The sequence below is a fragment of the Ponticaulis koreensis DSM 19734 genome (assembly GCF_000420665.1).
Lineage (GTDB): Bacteria > Pseudomonadota > Alphaproteobacteria > Caulobacterales > Hyphomonadaceae > Ponticaulis > Ponticaulis koreensis.
Genome location: NZ_ATVJ01000001.1, coordinates 822512 through 842509 on the forward strand (window position 1 = coordinate 822512; position 19998 = coordinate 842509).

General features: G+C 54.9%; 19 protein-coding genes. 11 read left to right on the forward strand and 8 right to left on the reverse strand.

Going from position 1 to position 19998, the window contains the following annotated elements:
- Positions 1-120: 120 nt before the first annotated feature.
- The 3 genes from ahpF to G523_RS0104415 all read left to right on the forward strand — a co-directional run bounded on the left by ahpF (position 121) and on the right by G523_RS0104415 (position 4029).
- Positions 121-1716 carry an alkyl hydroperoxide reductase subunit F gene (gene ahpF / locus G523_RS0104405; RefSeq protein WP_022693820.1) on the forward strand — a complete coding sequence of 532 codons (1596 nt, stop codon included), beginning with the start codon at positions 121-123 and terminating at the stop codon, positions 1714-1716.
- Positions 1717-1772: 56 nt separating this feature from the next.
- Positions 1773-2372, forward strand: a complete 600-nt coding sequence (locus tag G523_RS0104410) for a GNAT family N-acetyltransferase (RefSeq protein ID WP_022693821.1) — start codon at positions 1773-1775, stop codon at positions 2370-2372.
- A 247-nt stretch (positions 2373-2619) separates the two neighbouring features.
- Positions 2620-4029, forward strand: coding sequence for a hypothetical protein (locus G523_RS0104415; protein WP_022693822.1), 1410 nt, complete (start codon positions 2620-2622; stop codon positions 4027-4029).
- A 117-nt stretch (positions 4030-4146) separates the two neighbouring features.
- Here G523_RS0104415 and G523_RS0104420 read toward each other — a convergent pair whose 3' ends face one another.
- Positions 4147-4434, reverse strand: a complete 288-nt coding sequence (locus tag G523_RS0104420; protein ID WP_022693823.1) for a hypothetical protein — start codon at positions 4432-4434, stop codon at positions 4147-4149.
- Here G523_RS0104420 and G523_RS0104425 point away from each other — a divergent pair.
- Positions 4433-5356 (forward strand): DMT family transporter, encoded by a 924-nt coding sequence (locus G523_RS0104425; protein WP_022693824.1) that lies wholly within the window; start codon positions 4433-4435, stop codon positions 5354-5356. The genes G523_RS0104420 and G523_RS0104425 overlap by 2 nt on opposite strands.
- Here G523_RS0104425 and G523_RS0104430 read toward each other — a convergent pair.
- Positions 5293-5913, reverse strand: a complete 621-nt coding sequence (locus tag G523_RS0104430; protein ID WP_022693825.1) for a TetR/AcrR family transcriptional regulator — start codon at positions 5911-5913, stop codon at positions 5293-5295. The genes G523_RS0104425 and G523_RS0104430 overlap by 64 nt on opposite strands.
- A 233-nt stretch (positions 5914-6146) precedes the next feature.
- On the opposite strand from G523_RS0104430, the gene G523_RS0104435 reads away from it, so the two are divergent.
- Positions 6147-6917 (forward strand): DUF2189 domain-containing protein, encoded by a 771-nt coding sequence (locus tag G523_RS0104435; protein WP_033232687.1) that lies wholly within the window; start codon positions 6147-6149, stop codon positions 6915-6917.
- On the opposite strand, the gene G523_RS20600 is transcribed toward G523_RS0104435, so the two are convergent.
- Positions 6884-7318, reverse strand: a complete 435-nt coding sequence (locus tag G523_RS20600; protein ID WP_081648697.1) for a YkvA family protein — start codon at positions 7316-7318, stop codon at positions 6884-6886. The two genes, G523_RS0104435 and G523_RS20600, sit on opposite strands and share 34 nt — an antisense overlap.
- A gap of 53 nt (positions 7319-7371) precedes the next feature.
- On the opposite strand from G523_RS20600, the gene G523_RS0104445 reads away from it, so the two are divergent.
- Positions 7372-8151, forward strand: coding sequence for an SDR family NAD(P)-dependent oxidoreductase (locus G523_RS0104445; RefSeq protein ID WP_022693828.1), 780 nt, complete (start codon positions 7372-7374; stop codon positions 8149-8151).
- A 79-nt stretch (positions 8152-8230) separates the two neighbouring features.
- Here G523_RS0104445 and G523_RS0104450 read toward each other — a convergent pair whose 3' ends face one another.
- Positions 8231-8746 carry a CC0125/CC1285 family lipoprotein gene (locus G523_RS0104450; protein WP_022693829.1) on the reverse strand — a complete coding sequence of 172 codons (516 nt, stop codon included), beginning with the start codon at positions 8744-8746 and terminating at the stop codon, positions 8231-8233.
- Positions 8747-8896: 150 nt separating this feature from the next.
- Positions 8897-10318, reverse strand: a complete 1422-nt coding sequence (locus tag G523_RS0104460) for an aldehyde dehydrogenase family protein (RefSeq protein ID WP_022693830.1) — start codon at positions 10316-10318, stop codon at positions 8897-8899.
- 508 nt (positions 10319-10826) lie between these two features.
- Here G523_RS0104460 and G523_RS0104465 point away from each other — a divergent pair.
- From G523_RS0104465 to G523_RS0104475, 3 genes are all read left to right on the forward strand, one after another.
- On the forward strand, positions 10827-12038 hold the full coding sequence (locus tag G523_RS0104465) for an RtcB family protein (RefSeq protein ID WP_022693831.1): 1212 nt from the start codon (positions 10827-10829) through the stop codon (positions 12036-12038).
- Positions 12039-12241: 203 nt separating this feature from the next.
- Positions 12242-12805, forward strand: a complete 564-nt coding sequence (locus tag G523_RS0104470; RefSeq protein ID WP_022693832.1) for a carboxymuconolactone decarboxylase family protein — start codon at positions 12242-12244, stop codon at positions 12803-12805.
- Positions 12802-13629: an SDR family NAD(P)-dependent oxidoreductase gene (locus G523_RS0104475; RefSeq protein WP_022693833.1), complete on the forward strand. Its 828-nt coding sequence runs from the start codon at positions 12802-12804 to the stop codon at positions 13627-13629. The genes G523_RS0104470 and G523_RS0104475 overlap by 4 nt, the downstream gene beginning before the upstream one ends.
- Before the next feature lie 50 nt (positions 13630-13679).
- Here G523_RS0104475 and G523_RS17940 read toward each other — a convergent pair whose 3' ends face one another.
- Positions 13680-14582 (reverse strand): DUF3108 domain-containing protein, encoded by a 903-nt coding sequence (locus tag G523_RS17940; protein WP_022693834.1) that lies wholly within the window; start codon positions 14580-14582, stop codon positions 13680-13682.
- Between the two features lie 237 nt (positions 14583-14819).
- Between G523_RS17940 and rpmB the strand changes: the two genes are divergently transcribed.
- Together rpmB and G523_RS0104490 are read left to right on the forward strand one after the other, a co-directional pair.
- Positions 14820-15113, forward strand: coding sequence for a 50S ribosomal protein L28 (gene rpmB / locus G523_RS0104485; RefSeq protein WP_022693835.1), 294 nt, complete (start codon positions 14820-14822; stop codon positions 15111-15113).
- A gap of 94 nt (positions 15114-15207) precedes the next feature.
- On the forward strand, positions 15208-16860 hold the full coding sequence (locus G523_RS0104490; protein ID WP_022693836.1) for an amidohydrolase: 1653 nt from the start codon (positions 15208-15210) through the stop codon (positions 16858-16860).
- A gap of 12 nt (positions 16861-16872) precedes the next feature.
- On the opposite strand, the gene G523_RS0104495 is transcribed toward G523_RS0104490, so the two are convergent.
- Positions 16873-17967: an esterase-like activity of phytase family protein gene (locus G523_RS0104495; RefSeq protein ID WP_162141024.1), complete on the reverse strand. Its 1095-nt coding sequence runs from the start codon at positions 17965-17967 to the stop codon at positions 16873-16875.
- Positions 17939-19879: a cobaltochelatase subunit CobT gene (gene cobT / locus G523_RS0104500; protein ID WP_022693838.1), complete on the reverse strand. Its 1941-nt coding sequence runs from the start codon at positions 19877-19879 to the stop codon at positions 17939-17941. The genes G523_RS0104495 and cobT overlap by 29 nt, the downstream gene beginning before the upstream one ends.
- Between the last annotated feature and the right edge of the window lie 119 nt (positions 19880-19998).

Genomic DNA, 19998 nt, shown 5'->3' on the forward strand with positions numbered 1-19998 from the left:
GTTGCCATTGGCCTGACATCAGGCCCCTCATCGCAGGGGCCTGATCTTCGGCCAATGGCCTGAGACTTTCTTTAGGATGGCCTTTTCGGTCGTCCCCGACCCATCACATGGAGACCCATCATGCTTGATGCTGGAATGAAGACGCAGCTGAAAACCTATCTGGAAAACCTGCGTACCCCGATTGAACTGATCGCTTATGCGGATGCGCAGCCAAAATCTTCCGAGATGAAAGGCCTGCTCGCAGATATCGCGGAAGCTTCAGATAAAGTAACGCTGACCGATGGCACGCCGTCCGCTGACAAGCGCACGCCGTCTTTCGAGATCGTACGCAAGGATGACCCTGGCGTCGCTGTCACTTTCGCTGGCCTGCCAATGGGCCACGAGTTTACATCTCTCGTTCTTGCGCTTCTTCAGGTTGGTGGTCACCCGCCGCGAGTCGAACAGGACGTGATCGATCAGGTGAAAGCGCTCAAACCAGCGCAGCCTTTGCATTTCGAGACGTATTTCTCTCTGTCATGTCAAAACTGCCCTGACGTTGTTCAGGCTCTGAACCTGATGAGCGTTCTGAACCCCAATATTACGCACACATCTATTGATGGCGCATTGTTTAAAGATGAAGTCGAAGCTCGCAAAGTTATGGCGGTGCCAACAGTTCTTCTGAATGGTGAGGAATTTGCGCAGGGCCGTATGAGCCTTGAAGAAATTCTGGGCAAAATCGACACGGGCGCTGCGGCGCGCGAAGCTGAGAAGATTGCTGAAAAGTCTGCCTTTGACGTTCTGGTTGTCGGTGGTGGCCCGGCTGGTGCCGCGTCCGCAGTCTACGCCGCGCGTAAAGGTATTCGCACGGGCGTTGTCGCTGAGCGTTTCGGCGGTCAGGTGCTTGATACTATGGGCATCGAGAACTTCATCTCCGTACCACACACAGAAGGTCCGAAGCTCGCAGCTGCCCTTGAGCAGCACGTGAAGGATTATGATGTCGACATTATGAACCTTCAGAAAGCGACAGAGCTTGTGCCGGCGGCCGAGCCGGGCGGCCTGATCGAGGTTAAACTTGAGAATGGCGCGTCGGTGAAATCCCGTACCATCGTGCTTTCTACCGGTGCGCGCTGGCGCCAGATGGGCGTGCCAGGCGAGGACGAGTATAAGAATAAAGGTGTGGCCTACTGCCCGCACTGTGATGGCCCGCTCTTCAAAGGTAAGCGTGTGGCAGTCATTGGCGGCGGCAACTCCGGCGTTGAGGCAGCAATTGACCTCGCTGGCGTCGTTGCCGAAGTCACTCTGATCGAGTTCATGAGCGAACTTCGCGCCGATGCGGTTCTGCAGCGTAAGCTCTTCTCTCTGCCGAATGTGAAAGTCATCACGAATGCGCAGACAACAGAAGTTCTGGGCGACGGTACGAAGGTCACGGCTCTCACTTATAAAGACCGTGTCAAAAATACCGATCATCAGATCGATCTGGAAGGCATCTTCGTTCAGATTGGCCTCGTGCCAAACACGGAGTGGCTGAAAGGCGTCGTTGAGCTCTCTCCTCGCGGTGAGATCGAGGTGAATGCACGCGGCGAAACCAATGTTCCGGGCATTATGGCGGCCGGTGATTGTACCACGACACCTTATAAGCAGATCGTCATTGCAATGGGTGAAGGCTCTAAAGCTTCTCTCTCAGCCTTTGACTTCCTGATCCGCAACAGCGTGGAAGCAGACGTTAACGCGGCTTAATCATTTCTGGACATTGCCCGTCCTCTCGTGTTTTTCCTCCCGAACGGGGGTGGGCAATGACAAAACTGTCCAACAGTATGGAGAATGATGTGGTCCGCCTCGAACGGCTGACCGCAGACCATAAAGACGCGCTTTTGCGCCCGGCGACGGAAGACGCGCTGTGGAGCTGGATGCCCTATCGGCCGTCCGGAACTCGTCTGGAAACCTATTTCGACACATATCTGGCAGAAGCGCACGAAGACCATTTTGTGCCATTTGCGGTCATTGACCGTGCCACAGATGCACTTGTGGGCGTCACGGCATTTCTGTCGATATCACGCCATCACCGCCGATTAGAGATCGGACACACCTGGTATTTACCATCTTCACGCGGAACAGCGATCAACCCATCGGCGAAACTTCTCCTTCTGGGACGTGCCTTCGACTGGGGTGCACTGCGCGTTGAGTTCAAAACTGACATTGCGAACACCGCATCACGTGCCGCAATCCGTAAATTGGGGGCGCGGGAAGAGGGGATTTTCCGGTCTTATGTGCGGATGCTGGACGGAACACGCCGTGATATCGCGTGTTTTTCGATTCTGAAGGATGAATGGCCATCTGTGCGTGCCAGGCTGCAGGAACGGCTCGAAATGCATGCAGATGACTCAAAAAACTAGAGTTTTTTTCTCTCTATGCTTTCTTTCTTGGCTAAAATTTCGTTAATCTGAAGGAAAGCTGAGGTATTATACTCCAGTCAAAACTCTCCAATTGGGGGAAAGCTTTTGGATGAGGGCGAGGGCTGTTCTAAAAATAAAAATGTAAAGGGGCACGAGACCTGCAACGGGGGTTTCGTCTGGGCCAGTTTGGCACAGTTGAGCAAATTTAGTGATGGCATGGCCTGACGAGGGTCAAAGGGGAATAGAAATGAAACTAGCAAATGGTCTGATGATCGCAGGCATGCTTGCTATGACCGCTATCCCGGCTTGGGCCGGAAACGATGGCGGCGTAGGCGGCGTAGATTATGACGCACTGAGTGGCGAAGCCCGCGTTCTAACTGAACAAGAAATTCTTGATCTTCTCGCACGGTCCGGTCAGGCCAGCGCTCAGATCAACCCGAACGACGTAGACATCCAGTATATGGGCGCTGAAAGCGAAATCGCTGTTTCCAGCGAGCTCTGCTGTGAGAACGTCAATGAAGTCGTGACAGAGCGCACACAGGTTCAGGAAACTGAAACCTTCATCGACGCTGTAACATCACGCGAAATCATCCAGCCGGTTGAGCGCACACTCATCCAGCCGGTTACCCGTCAGGTTATCGATGGCCGCACGGTCACTGAAACTGCACCGGTCCAGTATGAAGAAGAAGTTCTTCCGGTGATCGTCGATGAAGACACTGTTCCAGCAATCACAGAAGAAGTGATCCCGCAGGAAACATTCGAAACACGCGAAGAAATCACTGAGCGTTACGAAGATGCAGTCGCGCGCCGCGACGTCATCCAGCCTGTCGTTCGTACAACTGTTGTACCAGTTCAGCGCCGCATCGACCGTCCGGTTGTTGTTGAAGAAACTGCACCAACTCAGTACCAGACCCGTACAGCGCCAGTTCGTGTCATTCCGGCACCAAACCCGACTGTAGACGAATTCACGACTGTTGATGTGACTGAGACTGTTGTTGAAGAGTATACTGACGAAGTGATCGACGTTGTAACTCAGCGTGATATCATTCAGCCAGTTGAGCGCACAATCGTTCAGCCGATCGAGCGTCGTATCCTTCGCCCACAAACTGAAACTGTTACAGCGCCAGTTGAGTACCGTGAGCAGTACCTGCAAGGCCGTACAGAATATGGCCCACGTCCAGAGGTTCAGGAAAACGTTATTCCTCAGTACCAGGACCGCACAGTTCTCGAAGTCAGCGACGTTTATGTTGACCGCGTAACCCGTAACATCGTTCAGCCAGTTGAAGTCACAGTTGTTCAGCCGGTAGAGCGTCAGGTTATCCGTGGCCGTTCAGAAACAGTAACTGCGCCAACAGTGTACGAAACTGAGTACCTGCCAGGCCGTGTGATCGAAGCTCAGATCCCACAAACCCGCGTGAACTACATTCCGCAGGTTAACGAGGTTCGCCGCGAAGATTACCGCGAAACATACTTCAACGCAGTAACACGCCGTGAGATCGTTCAGCCGATCGTCACAACACGCGTCCAGCCAATCGAAGTTGTTCGCTACAACCCGGTAACAGAAACAGTAACAGCACCAACTCAGTACGAAACAATCCGTGCTAATCAGGTTGTCCTGAATGTTGGTGGTGGCTGCGTCTGCTCAACCGGCTACTAAGACAAGTCTAACCAGACTTTCTATTCCACCCGGAGGCGTCTCATATCGAGACGCCTTTTGGTGCTTTTTGCGATTCAGGGCGCAAAACAGCCTGACCGGCAAATATTCGATGTGCGATTAGTCGAATGGAAGCGGATCGTTGATGCCTGGTACGGCATCTACATTGAGAAGCAGGTCTTCAAGAGACGGGGCTTTCGCAACGATCCGGCGCTTTTCATCATAAATGTAATAAGCCGTGCGGGATTTGCAGAGCGTAAAGCGCCGCCAGTTCGCCTTGTTGCGGAAAATCCAGACCTCATCATCGCAATTGCCCGGAAACGCCCAGCCGGTCCAGACATGGTCTATCGGGCAGGCGCGCCACAGAGCATCTATCTGCTCTAGTTCAGATGGGGTAAAGACGATCATGTTCTCATCACCATTCACTTTCCTGCGGCGTACATCAAGCCAGTATGAAGCTGCGCTCTGGATGTTTCTCTCGGGAATTCTCTTTACCGCCCATGTCGCGCTCGGGAAATTATTGAGTGGAAGTTATGAGCCGGGCCTTCTGGCCTTCTACCGTTCGGTGATCGCCCTGGTCTGGGTTGCGCCTCTTTTGATGCGCATGCCGCTTTCCAAGTTTAAGACAAAGCATGCAGGGCTCATTGTTATCAGGAGCTTGTTTGGAACGGCGGGTTTTCTGCTGGCGTTCTATGCCTATTCGCAGGAGTTTGGCATCCCGCTCTCCCAGTTCAATGCGATCTCGTTCTCACGATCTCTATTCATTGTAATTCTTGCCTATTTTCTTCTGAAAGAGCAGGTCGGGCCGCGCCGGTGGATGGCGACGGCGATCGGCTTCATAGGCGTTCTCATCATGGTGCGGCCGAGCGCGGATATGGAGATTGGCTCTATTCTGGCGCTTGGCTCTGCGCTTTGCTTTGGTGGCGCGATTATTCTGGTGAAGACTTTATCGCGGTTTCACTCGCCGCTGGTCCTGCTGACCTATGCCAATCTGCTCTCCGCTATTCTGACGCTGCCAGTGGCGATCATGCAGTGGGAAAACCCTCATAATCTTGCTGATGTCGGGCTGATCGGCCTGATGGCGCTTGCGGGGCTTCTTGCGCAGAGCTGCTATATCACCGGCATGAGCAAGGGTGATGCGTCATTCCTGTCGACGATTGATTATCTTCGCTTGCCGATGACTGCCGTCGTCGACTGGCTGATCTTTCAGGAGTTTCCGGGCCCGCTTATCTGGCTCGGCGCGGCAATCATTGTTGCTTCAACGCTCTACATTACGATCCGTGAGGCGGCGTCATCACCGAAACCGGCATCCACCGTCCCCTCGGACTGACCGCGCGGGGTCACCTTGTTGAGTATCAGCGCAATAAACTCATCGAGATCATCGCTGAACTCGTTCTGGCTGGACACCATAGACATAAGGCCGGCCGAAGAAGAGATGATTATGCGCGCTGCAACCTTCGCAGACTGAGCCGATACGCCGCCCCGGAACATGTGCCTGCGTAGCATCACCTGATAGTCTTCCTGCGCGGCCTCAAACGCTTTGGCGATATCTGAATTGCCCGTGTTCAGATACCATGGGATCTGGCCCGCAGAGAGGAGTTGTTCCAGATAGAGACCGTCGCGTGCCATGATGGCGCGCTTTAGCTGCTCCGACAGTGGACCGTCATATGCGAGCGCCGTTTCGACCTGTTCCTGCACGCGCATTTGAAACCGCGTCAGAGCTGCGGTGATGAGCGCACTTTTCGAGCTGAAATATTGATAAACAGCCGGGCGGGACAGCCCCACGGCTTCTGCCACATCGTCCATCGTGACCCGGCGCAGACCATAGCGCGTTAAAAGTGCCTCGGCCGCATCCAGTATTTGTGTCTCGCGCGTTTCCTGGATCATGTGTGCCCCCTCTGCCAATCCCACCCGAAGGAAGGATTTTGATAAATCAGGTCGAGCTATGCAAGCGCCACGCCAGAAAGGACAAGATTTACAAGGAAGTTGATTAACGCCCGAACCGTTTTTGCAAACTTGTCTGCTACACTATGGTTGTCTGAATGCGGCTTTATTATTCCCCGTAAGTGAATTATCCTTAATTCAAATAAGACTAATAGGGGGAAGTCATGGAGGCTCAAATGGCCACTGGGAATAAACTACCTGATGTGAATGAAATCAGCTTTTCGGCACCGCTGGGCTGGCTTGCGGGTGGATTATCGGATTTCCAGAAAGTTATGGGCCCGGCACTGGTCTACGGGATTGGGCTTGCGGCGGTGAGTGCCATCTTCGCGCTCGGTATTCTGTTTTCCGGTCAGGCAAGTTGGCTGATGGTGTTTGCTGGCGGATTTATCTTTCTCGCGCCGATGATCGCCATGGGGCTCTATGAAGCCGGTCGTCAGCTGGAGCAGGGAAAGACCGCCACTTTGCATGAAATGCTTTTCGTCAAAACCGCTTCGGCGCGCAATCTGGCTTATCTGGGGCTTGCACTGCTGGTGGTGTACTTTTTCTGGACGCGGATGGCGCAGCTTATCTACGCGCTTTCCACCTTCACGCTACATGAGACTGTGCCAGAGTTCCTGACCTTTATGGTCGCGACACCTGAAGGGCACGCCATGGCGATGACGGGCACTGTCGTCGGCGCCTTGATTGGTGTGATCGCCTTCAGCCTGGTTGTGGTGTCGGCGCCGATGCTTCTGGATCAGAAGTCAGATGTTTTCATTGCCACGGTCACGAGTGTGCGGACCGTCGCGAAAAACCCTGCACCAATGCTTTTATGGGCTGCGATCATTGCCGCTCTGACAGCGCTTGGAATTGCGACTGCGTTTCTGGGCCTGATTATCGTCTTTCCGGTGATCGGACTTGCCAGCTGGCGTGCTTACAGAGAGTTGGTGGTCTCACCTTCTGAGTAAGCGGTTTCCGGTTCGGGCAATCTTAGTAGCCGGCGTGCAGCCCGTCTGTGCGCCGGTTTTACATTGCTGCCAACCACGCTGAACGCCGTCGCGATCACCGTCGCGTCATCGCCAAAGCCGATACCTGCAACGAAGTCGGGTATGAGATCGGCAGGAATGACGAAATAGGCGACGGCGGCGAACAGCACGGCTTTCACATGCATATCGGTTTGTGGATCGCGCGCGCAAAACCAGGCGGCGGCGATATCATTTGCGAATGGAATTTTGCCCGCGAACCTTAGAAGCTTCGGCACAAGCCGTGTTCGGGAGATGCGTTGGGTCTGTTCTACGGCCATAGGCAGGTTATCGGGCTTCTCGCCGCGAATAATTCCCAGAAGTGACCTTACGTCAGTGATTGGCATAGCGAACTCTTTCGTCCAGTCTCCGTTCAAAATCTTATATGGGAAGAGCGATCATGGAACTCAAATCAGGTATTTCAGCGGTTGTAACGGGCGGCGCGTCCGGCCTCGGTGAAGCGACAGCACGCGCACTGGCGGCTCAGGGCGTTAAAGTCGGTATTTTCGACCTTAACGAAGAACGCGGCGAAGCACTGGCCAAAGAGCTTGGCGGCTCGTTTGCGAAAGTGAATGTAACATCTGAAGAAGATGTCGATGCAGGCTTTGCCAAAGTGCGCAGCGAAATTGGGCAGGAGCGCATTCTCGTGAACTGCGCAGGCACCGGCAACGCGTTCAAAACGGCGTCCCGCGACAAGCAGACTGGCGAGATCAAGCACTTTCCACTTAAAGCCTTCGACCTCATCATTCAGATCAACCTAGTTGGCACATTCCGCTGCCTTGCAAAATCTGCAGCGGGCATGATGACGCTTGATCCGATCAATGGTGAGCGCGGCGCTATCGTGAATACAGCGTCTGTTGCGGCTGAGGACGGTCAGATGGGTCAGGCGGCGTATTCAGCCTCCAAGGGCGGCGTTGTCGGCATGACGCTTCCTATCGCGCGTGACCTCTCTCGCGAGCTGATCCGCGTGAACACCATTCTGCCAGGCATCTTCAACACGCCGCTGATGAATGGCGCGCCGGAGAATGTGAAACAGGCTCTCGCTGCGTCTGTTCCTAACCCTGCACGTCTTGGTAATCCGGAAGAGTATGCATCGCTCGCGCTCGAGATGATCCGCAACGCTTACTTCAATGGCGAGGACGTACGCCTTGATGGTGCTATCCGCATGGGTATGCGCTAACGGTTTCTGTCAATATGTCAGATCATTGAAAAAGCCGGGGTTTTGCCCCGGCTTTTTTGTTTTTGAATGACCCTGCGGTTTAGAGTTCCGGATTTCGAACAATCTGGGGTGCGAGATTCATCAGAACGTCTTCTGCATTATAAGCATTCACGTCATTCGGCTTCGGGCCATTACCCATGACGATTTCTGAAATTGCCTGATAGCGGCTGACTTCGCGCATATCGAAATTGTTGAAATACGGGTCGTTGCGATAACGCCAGCCCCACATCGGATGGTAATACTGCATGGCAAATCGTTGGTCGAAGCCAGTACCGCGATACGATGAGTCTTCATCCGTCTGACGGTTCACCATGATGAAATAATCATAGCCGTTCTGATTTGTGAGCTCAGCTGCACGGTAAAGCAGATAGCGCTCGACGGTCTCAAGGTCGGTCAGAGCATTGCCAGAAAACGTAACCTGAAAGCGATTGCTCTCAATTCGGGATTCAGAAAACCCGTACTGGCTTTCGGATGCCGGCGCATAACCGGTTTCTGTGGCACAGGCACCAAGCGCGAGCGCGCCCGCAATACCTGCAAGAGTGAGTTTCAGATTCACTGGGTCTCTCCTGCGTTCTTATCCTCAATGTAAGCCATAGTCCTGATTATGAAACGCCCGAAAGCAGTAAGCTGCGTGAATTTTATGTGAGGCGTAAAAAAGGCCGCACCCAACGGGTACGACCTGATCTTTGAAATCGCTTGAATAAACTTAGGCGCCAGCGCCCATCATAGCTTTCAGCTCGAGGAATTCCTCAAACGCGACAGGGCCCCACTCACGTCCAATGCCAGACTGCTTATAGCCGCCAAATGGCGCCATAAGGTCAGGGCCCGCACCGTTGAGGTGAACCATACCAGTGCGAAGCTTCTTGGCGACTTCGGTGGCCTTCTCGACGCTACCTGCGCTCACATAGCCGGACAGTCCATAAACCGTGTCGTTTGCGATGCGAACGGCTTCATCTTCATCAGAGTAAGGGATGATTGTGAGAACGGGGCCAAAAATCTCTTCCTGTGCGATGGTCATGTCATTGGAAACATTTGCAAACACGGTCGGGCGAACATAATAGCCGCGGTTGAGGCCTTCCGGACGACCAACGCCGCCAGCCACGAGTGTCGCGCCTTCGTCGATACCCTTCTGGATGAGATCCTGAACCTTGTTGTACTGGTTCGCGTTTGAAATCGGACCGAGAGATTTTTTCTCTCCTGTGCCGACTTGAATAGATTCAGCGACAACCTTCGCGATTTCCGCGGCCTGATCATGCTGGTCCTTGTGGACGAGCATACGGGATGGCGCGTTACAGGATTGTCCTGTGTTGTTCATCATGCCGATCACGCCGCCTTTGACGGCTGATTCCAGGTCAGCGTCAGGCAGGATGATGTTTGGAGACTTACCGCCAAGCTCAAGCGCAACACGTTTCACAGTTGGCGCAGCCGCCTGAGAAACGAGAACGCCAGCGCGTGTCGAACCGGTAAACGACATCATGTCGACGTCAGGGTGAGACGACATAGCCTGACCAACGCCGGGGCCGTCACCGTTTACAAGGTTAAACACGCCCGCTGGTACACCAGCTTCGTGCATAACTTCCGCGAGGATCATCGCGTCGAGTGGCGCGATCTCGGATGGTTTGAGAACCATTGTACAGCCGGTCGCAATCGCTGGCGCGACTTTGCAGGCAATCTGGTTTGCAGGCCAGTTCCACGGCGTGATGAATCCGCAAACGCCGATAGGCTCTTTGCGAATCATCGTGGTGCCCTTCATTTCTTCAAACTCGTAAGAGCGAAGAACTTTAGCAGCCGTAGCGAAGTGACCGAGACCTGTAGGCGCCTGAACAGCCTGAGCCAGCCAGGTTGGCGCGCCCATTTCGTTTTCAATCGCCTGACCGATTTCAGCCATGCGGGCCTTGTAGCCAGCTGAAATCTTGTCGAGCAGATCAGCGCGGTACTCGACCGATGTCTGGGAGAAGGTTTCAAATGCAGCTTTTGCAGCGGCAACAGCTTTATCTACATCGGCTTTAGAGCCGAGAGAGATGCGCGCAAAAGGCTCTTCGGTCGCCGGGTTTTCGACCTCAATCGCGCGCGGTTCAACAGGGTCGACCCACTCGCCGTTGATATAGAATTTCAGGTAATCCTGCATTTGGTTTCTCCCTCGAATTTTTTAGAGCTTTCCATATAGGCGCTGGCGGCCGGTTTGTCGCGGGGTAACGTTGCGGGAAGTCTTCAGAATGGCAATAGTCTACTTACACGAAGTATAATGTGGCTCCTCGAAAGAGGCTGGTATTTCCGTATGGATGGCCGGAACGTTACGAATGCCCGAGTTGGTCGCGAGAAAAATTTTGCGCAATGTTCATTTACAGTACATGATTTTTCCATCATAAGGCGCATTCGTCTAACGCGGAGATTATCCCATGGCATATCGCCAGAAAAATTTCCTGAATGTGATCCCTCGAGCATGGCTCGGATGGGATGGCATGCCTCATGGAGGACGTTGGACGTAGTGCATATGCACGAATGACGGAGTAGTCCGTCAGGTCTCAACCCTCCGCGCAACGGAGGGTTTTTTTGTGGCTGGCGCCACCACAAAGCCACCTTTCGTTGTCCGGATTTGAAGAAACGAAAGGAAGGTCATTCAGACCTGTAGAAAAATGAGCACTTTTGAAGTGATCGAGACGTCTCGTGGCGGAACGATCAAAGCGTGGGTTAAAGGCGTACCTGTAGAGCCGAAAGCCCGCGAACAGCTTGAGAATGTAGCCGGGCTTCCGTTTATCCATTCTCACCTTGCAGTCATGCCGGACGTGCATTTCGGGCGCGGAGCGACAGTTGGATCTGTCATCCCGACGAAAGGCGCGATCATTCCTGCTGCTGTGGGTGTGGACATCGGATGCGGGATGATGGCCGTCCGCACGAGCCTTAAAGGCAAGAATCTGCCGGATAATCTCGCTCGGGTTCGCGACGAGATTGAACGCAAGGTTCCGGCCGGCAATGGCAAGCGCGGGGATCATCAGATCACACCTGCGGGCGTGGAAGGCAAACTGCGTAATTCCGGACTTGTTGAACGGCTTGAGGCCATTACCGACAAGCACGGCAAGATTACGCCGAGCAGTTTCTCCCGTCAGCTTGGGACACTGGGTGGCGGCAACCACTTTATCGAGCTTTGTCTCGATGAGGATGACCGTGTCTGGGTCATGCTGCATTCCGGGTCACGGGGCACGGGTAACCGTATCGGAACATACTTTATTCAGGAGGCGCGCGCCGCACTGGAAAAGCGTGTTCTCGGCTATCACGTGCCTGATCGCGATCTGGCATTCTTTGTCGAAGGGGAAGAGCTCTTCGATGATTACACGAATGCCGTCTCATGGGCGCAGGATTATGCACGGTTGAACCGCGAGGCGATGATGGAGCGCACTTTGCTGGCGCTACGCGAAACGCTGCGTGAGTTCTCGATCGATAAGCAGGCGGTGAACTGCCACCACAATTATGTGGAGCGGGAAAACCACTTTGGCGAAAATGTCTGGGTGACCCGTAAAGGGGCCGTTCGGGCAGGTGAGGGCGAGCTTGGCATTATTCCGGGCTCAATGGGGGCAAAGTCCTTCATTGTGCGCGGGAAAGGCAATCTCGACAGCTTCTGTTCCTGTTCTCACGGAGCGGGGCGGAAGATGAGCCGTACGGCAGCGAAACAAAAGTTCACGCTGTCTGACCACATCGCCGCAACGGAAGGCGTTGAATGCCGGAAGGACAAAGGAGTGATCGATGAAACTCCAATGGCCTACAAGGATATCGACGCTGTTATCGCTGCGCAGACCGACCTCATTGAGGTTGTACACACGCTGAAACAGGTTGTGTGTGTGAAGGGCTGACCGGTGATCCGCTTTCGCGGACCGGACGTGCCAGTGGCACGTCCGGAACCGGTCAGTACGCAGCTTTGCGCACCGAATGCTTTAGCAGAGCGATGGCAGTCGATCGGTGTGCCGCGAGCCTTAAGCCCCAAACACCCAAAGAGATTGCGCATTCACGCCGGTCGGCTAACCTGACCTCTACATAAAATTGAGGGAGGACGACGATGCGCCTTAAGGCTCCGCGAATTTTGCCGCTGCGTGACGAGGAAATGGACGCGGAAACGCGCGAAACTCTGAAAGACCGATTTGAAACCGGTGCCGTCTTCAATATTTTCAGAACACTCGCGCGCGCGCCAAAAGGGTTCAAACGCTTCAGGCTCTGGGGCGGATACATCCTCTCTGAACATAATGATTTACCCCCGCGCGAGCGTGAGCTGGTCATCCTGCGAACCGGATATAACTGGAAAGCCGGCTATGAATGGGCTCAGCATGAACGTATCGGCCTGACTAGCGGCCTTACGCCTGACGAGGTTGAACGCATCAAAGTCGGGCCGGATGCGCCGGGCTGGGGCGCACTCGATGCAGCACTCCTGAAAGCTACAGACGAGCTGACATCAGATTCCTTCATTACTGAAGAGACATGGGCAAAGCTCGATGTTCTGACTGAAACGCAGAAGATGAATCTGGTTTTCACCGTCGGCCAGTACACGCAGGTCTGCATGATGCTGAATACGTTCGGCGTACAGCTTGATGATGATCTCACCCTGGATGAGGATCTGACCAAATGATCAGCCCTGACCATGGAAGTGCGCCGGTCACAGACCGCCTGAAAGGTAAGGTCGCCATTGTGTGCGGGTCAGGCCAGACCCCCGGCTCTACGATTGGCAATGGCAAAGCCATGGCGCTTCTGTTTGGTATGGCTGGAGCGAAAATTCTGTGCGTCGACCGTGATGAAGACCGGGCACGGGACACGGTGAATACCGTGTTGAACGAAGGTCAGCGTGCAATCGCCTGTCAGGCCGACATCACGAATCCCGAAGACGTCGCCCGCCTGGTGGCGACTGCGAATGACGCCTGGGGCCAGATAGACATTCTGGTCAATAATGTTGGGGTAGGCGGCCGTGATGCGCCAGTTGAGCATTTAGACCCTGATGCTTTCGATAAGATCATGAATGTGAATCTACGCGGTGCATTTCTGACAACGAAAGCCGTGATCCCGCACATGAAAGAGCGCCAGACCGGCTCTATCATCAATATATCATCGCTTGCCTCGCTCGCAGGCCATCAAATGCTGTCTTATGAAGTGTCCAAGGCCGCAATGAACCGTATGACGACGGCGACGGCCTTATCTGTCGCGAAGCATAATGTGCGCTGTAATGCCATTCTGCCGGGTCTGATGGATACCCCTATGGCGATTTCGGGTATTTCAAAGCGAACCGGCACACCTGAGGATGAGTTACGCGCTCAGCGGGCCGCGCGCGTACCTATGGGCCATATGGGCAATGGCTGGGACACAGCCTATGCCGCACTATTCCTCGCATCTGATGAAAGCCGGTTTATCAATGGCGTTTGCCTGTCGGTTGATGGCGGGCAGGGCGCGCGCATTGGCTGACAAGAAAAAAGCCGCCCGGTCAGGGGCGGCTTCTTTATTAAGATATTTCGTTAGCCGTTAGTCGGTCCAGCATTCGCCTCTTCGACTTCTACATCCTGAAGCTCAAGACGACGCGTCTGAAGTGTCACGCGGCCAATATCTTCAGAGTCTACTTCGATGCGGACCGGGATCATCATGCCCTCAATCGCTTCGGCGAAGAAAATCTTCATCGGGCCATCAATGCCGGACAGGTTAGAGCCCGTCTCACCTTCATTATATCCCGCAACGCGGTTCAGCGTGACGTGACACTCAATGCCGCGGCCACGCCATGCGTGTGTGCGGATATTTGTCTCGCGGACATATTCCAGACTTAGCTCGGTCAGCTGACGGCCATCAAACGTAGTGATCGGTCCACCACAAGGTTCTTCCGGGTCACGCGGCTGGAAGGACACGTTGATCAGCGCCGTAATCGGGTCGAGCGCCGCCAGAGCCTGTTCTGTGGTTGCTGGCGGGAAGCCCAGATCACCAAAGGCAGGTGTCGCGACCATATCGAACGAGTCCGGATGGTAGGTCATCTCAACGCGGCGGTCTTTTTTACCGTCATAGTTCTGAGAGATGTAATTATAGGTGTAGAGACCATTGTCTCTGACATAGCCGCTTGCTGCCAGATGCATGTCATAGTCGACGAAAATATCTGCCACGCCCGTCGTGCGAACGCGGGATGTCATATTATACGTGTCGCCATTCAGCATCACATCGAAGCTTGCGCGCGCCGTGATCGGAATGAAGAGCAGATACGCGGATGCTTCGAGCTCGTAGATGAACCGGCGCGGATTGCCATCGCGCACATCCGTCAGGATCGGGTTTGTATCCGGGCCGAAGGAAACCAGTTGAGCATCTTCCTGACCCATCACCGGAGGAACAGCCAGCGCTGACGCTGCGAGCGCAAATCCCGCTAAAAGTTTCGCTTTCATGTTTGCATTTACCTTCGCAAAAAAAACTCTACGCCCACCCCGAGCAAACCGATTTAACACAACCATTTCGTCTCGAATATGAACAGCCCTATCACAGAATCTCCATATTTTGGGGCGTATATCCCACCCCAACGCGTGAGATTCGCAGTTGGTTGCCGAATCGGTGTTGACCTTTCCAACTTAAATGCGTAAAGCCCCGCTTCCAGTTTTCTTACACGATGATCAAGAGGCGCTGCCATGTCGCGCGAATGTGAACTTTCAGGCAAATCCCCAATGGTTGGTAACCGGGTTAGCCACTCTCAAATCAAGACCAAGCGTCGGTTCCTGCCGAACCTGGTGCGCGTAACACTGCGCTCCGACATTCTCGGTCGCGATTTCAAAATGCGTATCGCTGCATCTACGCTGCGTACAGTCGATAAGCACGGCGGCCTCGACGGCTACCTGCAGAAGACAAAAAAATCAGCGCTGAACGAACCAGCTCTGAAAATTCTGTCTGATATCGAAAAAAAGCAGGCTGAAGCTGCTGCATAACTGGTCTTTGACCCGTTAATTTGAAAAGAGCGCCTTGCGAGGCGCTTTTTTTGTGCGCAATCCTGTCCCTGAGCATCAGTAAAAGGGGTCTGATATGCGCCGCGCCATCCTTCTGTCTACCAGTCTGGTCCTTCTGGCTGCCTGTAATCGCGAAGTGCCGATCCGCGCTGACGTGATCTATACCGGCGGCACAATCTATACCGGCGTGGAAGCGGGCGAGACTGTTGAGGCGGTCGCGGTAGGTGATGGCCTGATCGTTTACACCGGCCCTATGGACGGCGCGATCACCTCGGCATCTTCCGGCGCCAATATTGTTCGCCTGCCAGATGATGCGGTCATGTTCCCGGGCTTTACCGATTCCCACGTGCACCTTTCAGGTGTCGGCCAGCGCGAGCTGACGCTGAACCTTGATCAGGTGCGCTCCGTTGCGGCACTTCAGGCGGCGCTGACGGCCTATCGTGAAGCTAATCCGGATGTAGACCGCATTCGCGGCAGAGGATGGATTGAGACCCACTGGCCTGAAGGCCGTTTCCCTATGGCATCTGATATTGATGAGGTGATCGCCGACATTCCTGTCGTGCTCACCCGTGCAGATGGTCATGCCGCTGTGGCCAATACAGCTGCGCTGAACGCTGCGGATATTACGCCGGCAACCGAAGCGCCTGCAGGCGGCGAAATCCTCTATACAGACGCTGGCGAGCCGTCCGGCATGCTGATCGATAATGCGATGGAGCTAGTCTCGGGCCTCTTCACCGCGCCGACCATCGAAGACATGTCGCGTTTTGTCTCGACCGGATATGACGTTTACGCCTCTCGCGGCTGGACCGGCCTGCACAATATGTCTGTCGGCGGACTGGAGCTGGAAGCCCTGACAGAACTGGCAATCGACGGCACGGTGCCGCTTCGCACATATAATGCCGTTGTGCCGGAACAGTTCGAGGCGGCTGCTAACCGCTCGCCAACTGGCGATCGCATGACCACGCGCGCGGTTAAAATCTATATGGATGGCGCGCTCGGCTCTCGCGGCGCGTTGCTATTCCAGCCTTATTCTGACGCACCGGACACGGTTGGCCTCGCCCTTCGTGAGGAAGAGGAAACCGTCGAGTTTTTCCAGCGCGCGGTTGATGCTGATGTGCAGCTCGCAATCCACGCGATTGGCGACCTTGCCAACCACCGCGCTCTCATCTGGATGGAAGATGTCTTCGGTGAAGAGGTGCCTGAGCATCGCTGGCGCGTAGAACACGCCCAGATCGTTCAGGATGAAGATCAGCTCCGCTTCGCTGAGCTTGGCACCGTCGCCAGCATGCAGCCGTCTCACGCCATTGGTGACCTCCACTTTGCGCCGTCACGTCTCGGCATGGCCCGCCTTGGCGATGCCTATGCCTGGCAGGATCTGATGGATAAGGGCGTTGTCATTGCTGGTGGCTCTGACGCGCCTGTTGAAGTGGGCGATCCGATCATCGAGTTTTACGCCGCAACGGTCCGCCGGGATCTTGAAGGCTTTGCCACAGACGGCTGGCACCGTGAGCAGGCGCTCTCACGTTTTGATGCGCTGCGTATCTTTACGCAAAACGCCGCCTATGCAGCCTTTCAGGAAGACGAGTTGGGCACGATTGAAATTGGCAATCTGGCTGACTTCTCAGTCTTCAATCAGGATCTGATGACGATTGAAGACGAAGAGATTTTGGCGACCGAACCGGTCATGACGATTGTTGGCGGTGAGATTGTCTGGCGGGCGGCTGAATAGGCCGTCCCGGAATTATTCTGAATGGGTGTAATCCAGCACCATCAGAAGCGTCTTCTGGCGGGCCGAAAAATTATTATCTGAAACGATGACGATGCGGTCCGTCGTCGGCGATACGGGCTGAACCGCAATACCCTCAAAATTATCGACTGTGACGTCTGAGCCGATCATGGCGAGGCGTTCCATCTCACCAATGGTGCCGTCCTCGGTGACCGCGCTTACGCCAATCGCGATACGGTTGCCGCGGATCGGATCGTAAGACCGGAAGAGTGAATAAAGCCGGTCTGTTTCTCCGCTGATATAGTCCGCGCCGACAAGAAGCGTGAGTTCCGGTGCAGCGAGGCGCTGGGATACGCTACCATCAATCCCGTTGAAGATACCAATCGGCGCGCCATCTAGTTGACGGGCTTCAACACCAATAACGAGTTCACCCGTTTCGCGGATGGCCAGAGCTTCCATGCCCTGATTTTCGTCGACCGTGCCGATCTCGCCAAAATCGCCTGACCAGAAATCAGTGACGAGTGCGCCGCGCGCATTTGCGCCGCAGCCTTCAATATCATAGCCGAGCACGCGATGGCCGCGTTCAAAGCTGATGAAGAGGGTTTCACCATTCCAGGCGACACCTTCAGAATCTGCATAGGTTTTACCATCCAGAGGCTGACCGTCCGCGCCGCGAAGGCTCGTCATATAGGCGTGGTCAGCTGGCTGGAGCATATCGCCTGTTACATCAATCCAGATGAGAGACCCGTCATCGCTGACAATGATCAGCGTGTCATCATCCAGAAAATCCATGCCGGAGAGGCCGCCAAAGCGTGGATCATCGCTATTCAGTTCATAAAGGGCGACAGGCGCGAGCGGCGCATAATAGCTCGATACATCTTCGGACGGATCTTCTGTCCAGCTATGCGTCGTGACTGTCAGTCCGATCCGTTCCGGTAAGACAAACGGCACATCATCAGGGCAGGAAACTGCGCTGACATTGCTCATGAGCGTGAGTGGGCCGAGCGCGTCCGGTTGCTGCGGCGGTTCGCTGGATACGCAGCCAGCAGCGATGATCGCTGCGCCGGAGACGAGAAGCCGGTTAACCGCGCGCACTGCGGGCAACCTCACGCAGATCAGCTGAACGAAGGCCGGTTCCAGGCTTGTTCTTGGGAGCCTTTGGAGCCTGATCCTGATTAGCGCGGCCACCATCTTCATCAAAGAGAGAGGCAAGCTGCTCGGTCATAGCGCCGCCAAGCTGTTCGGCATCCACGATTGTCACAGCGCGCTTGTAATAGCGGGTGACATCGTGGCCGATACCGATTGCGATCAGCTCCACGTCGGACTTGTTCTCGATATGGTCGATCACTTCGCGCAGATGGCGTTCCAGATAATTGCCGACATTCACTGACAGCGTGGAATCATCAACCGGCGCGCCGTCAGAGATAACCATCATGATACGGCGTTGCTCCGGGCGACCGAGCAGGCGCTCATGTGCCCAGATCAGCGCTTCGCCGTCGATATTCTCTTTCAGCAGGCCTTCGCGCATCATCAGGCCAAGATTGCGTCGTGCACGGCGAAGCGGCACGTCAGCAGCCTTGTAGACGATGTGGCGCAGATCATTAAGGCGACCCGGGCCCGGCGGTTTTCCAGCATTCACCCAGTCCTCGCGGGAGAGGCCGCCTTTCCAAGCGCGTGTCGTGAAGCCGAGAATTTCGACTTTCACGCCGCAGCGTTCCAGTGTGCGGGCAAGGATATCGGCGCAAAGCGCGGCAACCATGATCGGGCGACCACGCATGGAGCCTGAATTATCCATCAGCAGCGTCACGACCGTATCGCGGAAATTGGAATCGTCTTCCTGTTTGAATGACAAAGGCGAGGTCGGGTCGGTGATCACGCGTGTCAGCCGGGCTGTATCCAGAACGCCTTCTTCCAGATCGAACGTCCAGCTGCGGTTCTGCTGCGCCATCAGGCGACGCTGAAGCTTGTTTGCCAGACGCGATACCGCGCCCTGAAGACCGGAAAGCTGCTGATCGAGATAAGCCCGCAGGCGGGTCAGTTCTTCCGGATCGCACAGCGTGTCGGCATGAACTGTCTCGTCATGCTCGGTTGTGAAGACCTTATAGCGTGCCTCATCGCGGCCGTCTGATTGCTGGAAGTTCGGACGCATTGGCTGGGTGCCATCGTCTACGTCTTCCGGCTCGTCACCGGATTCGGCATCAACTTCGGTTTCCAGAGTGACATTGGCGTCCTCTTCAGAATCCATATCCGCTTCTGTGGAATCGACAGACTCCATAGACGTGCCCATGCTCTCTTCAGACTGGTCGCCGTCATCCTCACCCTGCTGAGTGGTGGAGTCTTCTTCTTCGGTGCTCTCTTCGTCTTCAGAGTCGAACTCTTCGCCGTCTGTCATGTCTGCGGCGGTCAGATCGCGGATCATTTGTTTGACGATTTTCGCAAACGCATCCTGATCGCCGAGGGCATCCGTCAGTGCTTCGAAATTGTTTCCGGCGGCAGATTCGACATCCGCGCGGTAAAGATCAGCAATGGCTTTGGCATTGGGCGGAAGCTCACGGCCTGTCAGCTTCTCGCGGAGCAGAAACTCAACAGCATCCGATATTGGCGCCATTTCACGGCTGGTGAGGCGTGTATAGCCAGCGCGTTCGCAGCGATCGACCAGCTTGGCATCAAGATTTCGCGCAACACCGGCCATATGGGCCGCGCCGATGGATTCCACACGAGCGCGTTCTGCTGCCTCAAACAGGGAGCGCGCTTCAGTGGTTTTCGGTGCATTGCGCATATGCGCGTCTTCATCATGGTGAGCGAGGCGTAGTGCTTCGGCGTCTGCTTCACCGCGAATACGCGCGGCGACTTCCGGATCAATCGATCGCGGAGGCGTCTTGATCAGGATTTTCTTACCGTTCGTCGACGTGCCATCAGGCGTGAAGTTCACCTCGACTTCATCGGTCGCGCTCATCGCCTTTGTGGTGATGCCCAGCGCTTCTTTGAAGAGCTCGTCCGGTTTGATTTTATCGCGTGCCATAGGGGAGATATAGACCCCTTGGTCCGGCTTGCGAAGCTTTGATTGAACACCGTGCTGGCCAGATTCCACGTTTTATAGTGAATTGAAGCCGAAGGCAGGAATCAGCCGCGGCTTTTTTT

Bases quoted from the DNA above. Each gene is read 5' to 3' on its own strand.
- rpmB (WP_022693835.1), top strand. From the start codon at position 14,820: ATGTCGCGCGAATGTGAACTTTCAGGCAAATCCCCAATGGTTGGTAAC.
- G523_RS0104430 (WP_022693825.1), bottom strand. From the start codon at position 5,913: ATGATCCAGGAAACGCGCGAGACACAAATACTGGATGCGGCCGAGGCA.
- G523_RS0104465 (WP_022693831.1), top strand. From the start codon at position 10,827: ATGAGCACTTTTGAAGTGATCGAGACGTCTCGTGGCGGAACGATCAAA.
- G523_RS0104425 (WP_022693824.1), top strand. From the start codon at position 4,433: ATGTTCTCATCACCATTCACTTTCCTGCGGCGTACATCAAGCCAGTAT.
- cobT (WP_022693838.1), bottom strand. From the start codon at position 19,879: ATGGCACGCGATAAAATCAAACCGGACGAGCTCTTCAAAGAAGCGCTG.
- G523_RS0104460 (WP_022693830.1), bottom strand. From the start codon at position 10,318: ATGCAGGATTACCTGAAATTCTATATCAACGGCGAGTGGGTCGACCCT.
- G523_RS0104490 (WP_022693836.1), top strand. From the start codon at position 15,208: ATGCGCCGCGCCATCCTTCTGTCTACCAGTCTGGTCCTTCTGGCTGCC.
- G523_RS0104410 (WP_022693821.1), top strand. From the start codon at position 1,773: ATGACAAAACTGTCCAACAGTATGGAGAATGATGTGGTCCGCCTCGAA.
- G523_RS0104420 (WP_022693823.1), bottom strand. From the start codon at position 4,434: ATGATCGTCTTTACCCCATCTGAACTAGAGCAGATAGATGCTCTGTGG.
- G523_RS0104475 (WP_022693833.1), top strand. From the start codon at position 12,802: ATGATCAGCCCTGACCATGGAAGTGCGCCGGTCACAGACCGCCTGAAA.
- G523_RS17940 (WP_022693834.1), bottom strand. From the start codon at position 14,582: ATGAAAGCGAAACTTTTAGCGGGATTTGCGCTCGCAGCGTCAGCGCTG.
- G523_RS0104435 (WP_033232687.1), top strand. From the start codon at position 6,147: ATGGCCACTGGGAATAAACTACCTGATGTGAATGAAATCAGCTTTTCG.
- ahpF (WP_022693820.1), top strand. From the start codon at position 121: ATGCTTGATGCTGGAATGAAGACGCAGCTGAAAACCTATCTGGAAAAC.
- G523_RS0104415 (WP_022693822.1), top strand. From the start codon at position 2,620: ATGAAACTAGCAAATGGTCTGATGATCGCAGGCATGCTTGCTATGACC.
- G523_RS20600 (WP_081648697.1), bottom strand. From the start codon at position 7,318: ATGCCAATCACTGACGTAAGGTCACTTCTGGGAATTATTCGCGGCGAG.
- G523_RS0104470 (WP_022693832.1), top strand. From the start codon at position 12,242: ATGCGCCTTAAGGCTCCGCGAATTTTGCCGCTGCGTGACGAGGAAATG.
- G523_RS0104445 (WP_022693828.1), top strand. From the start codon at position 7,372: ATGGAACTCAAATCAGGTATTTCAGCGGTTGTAACGGGCGGCGCGTCC.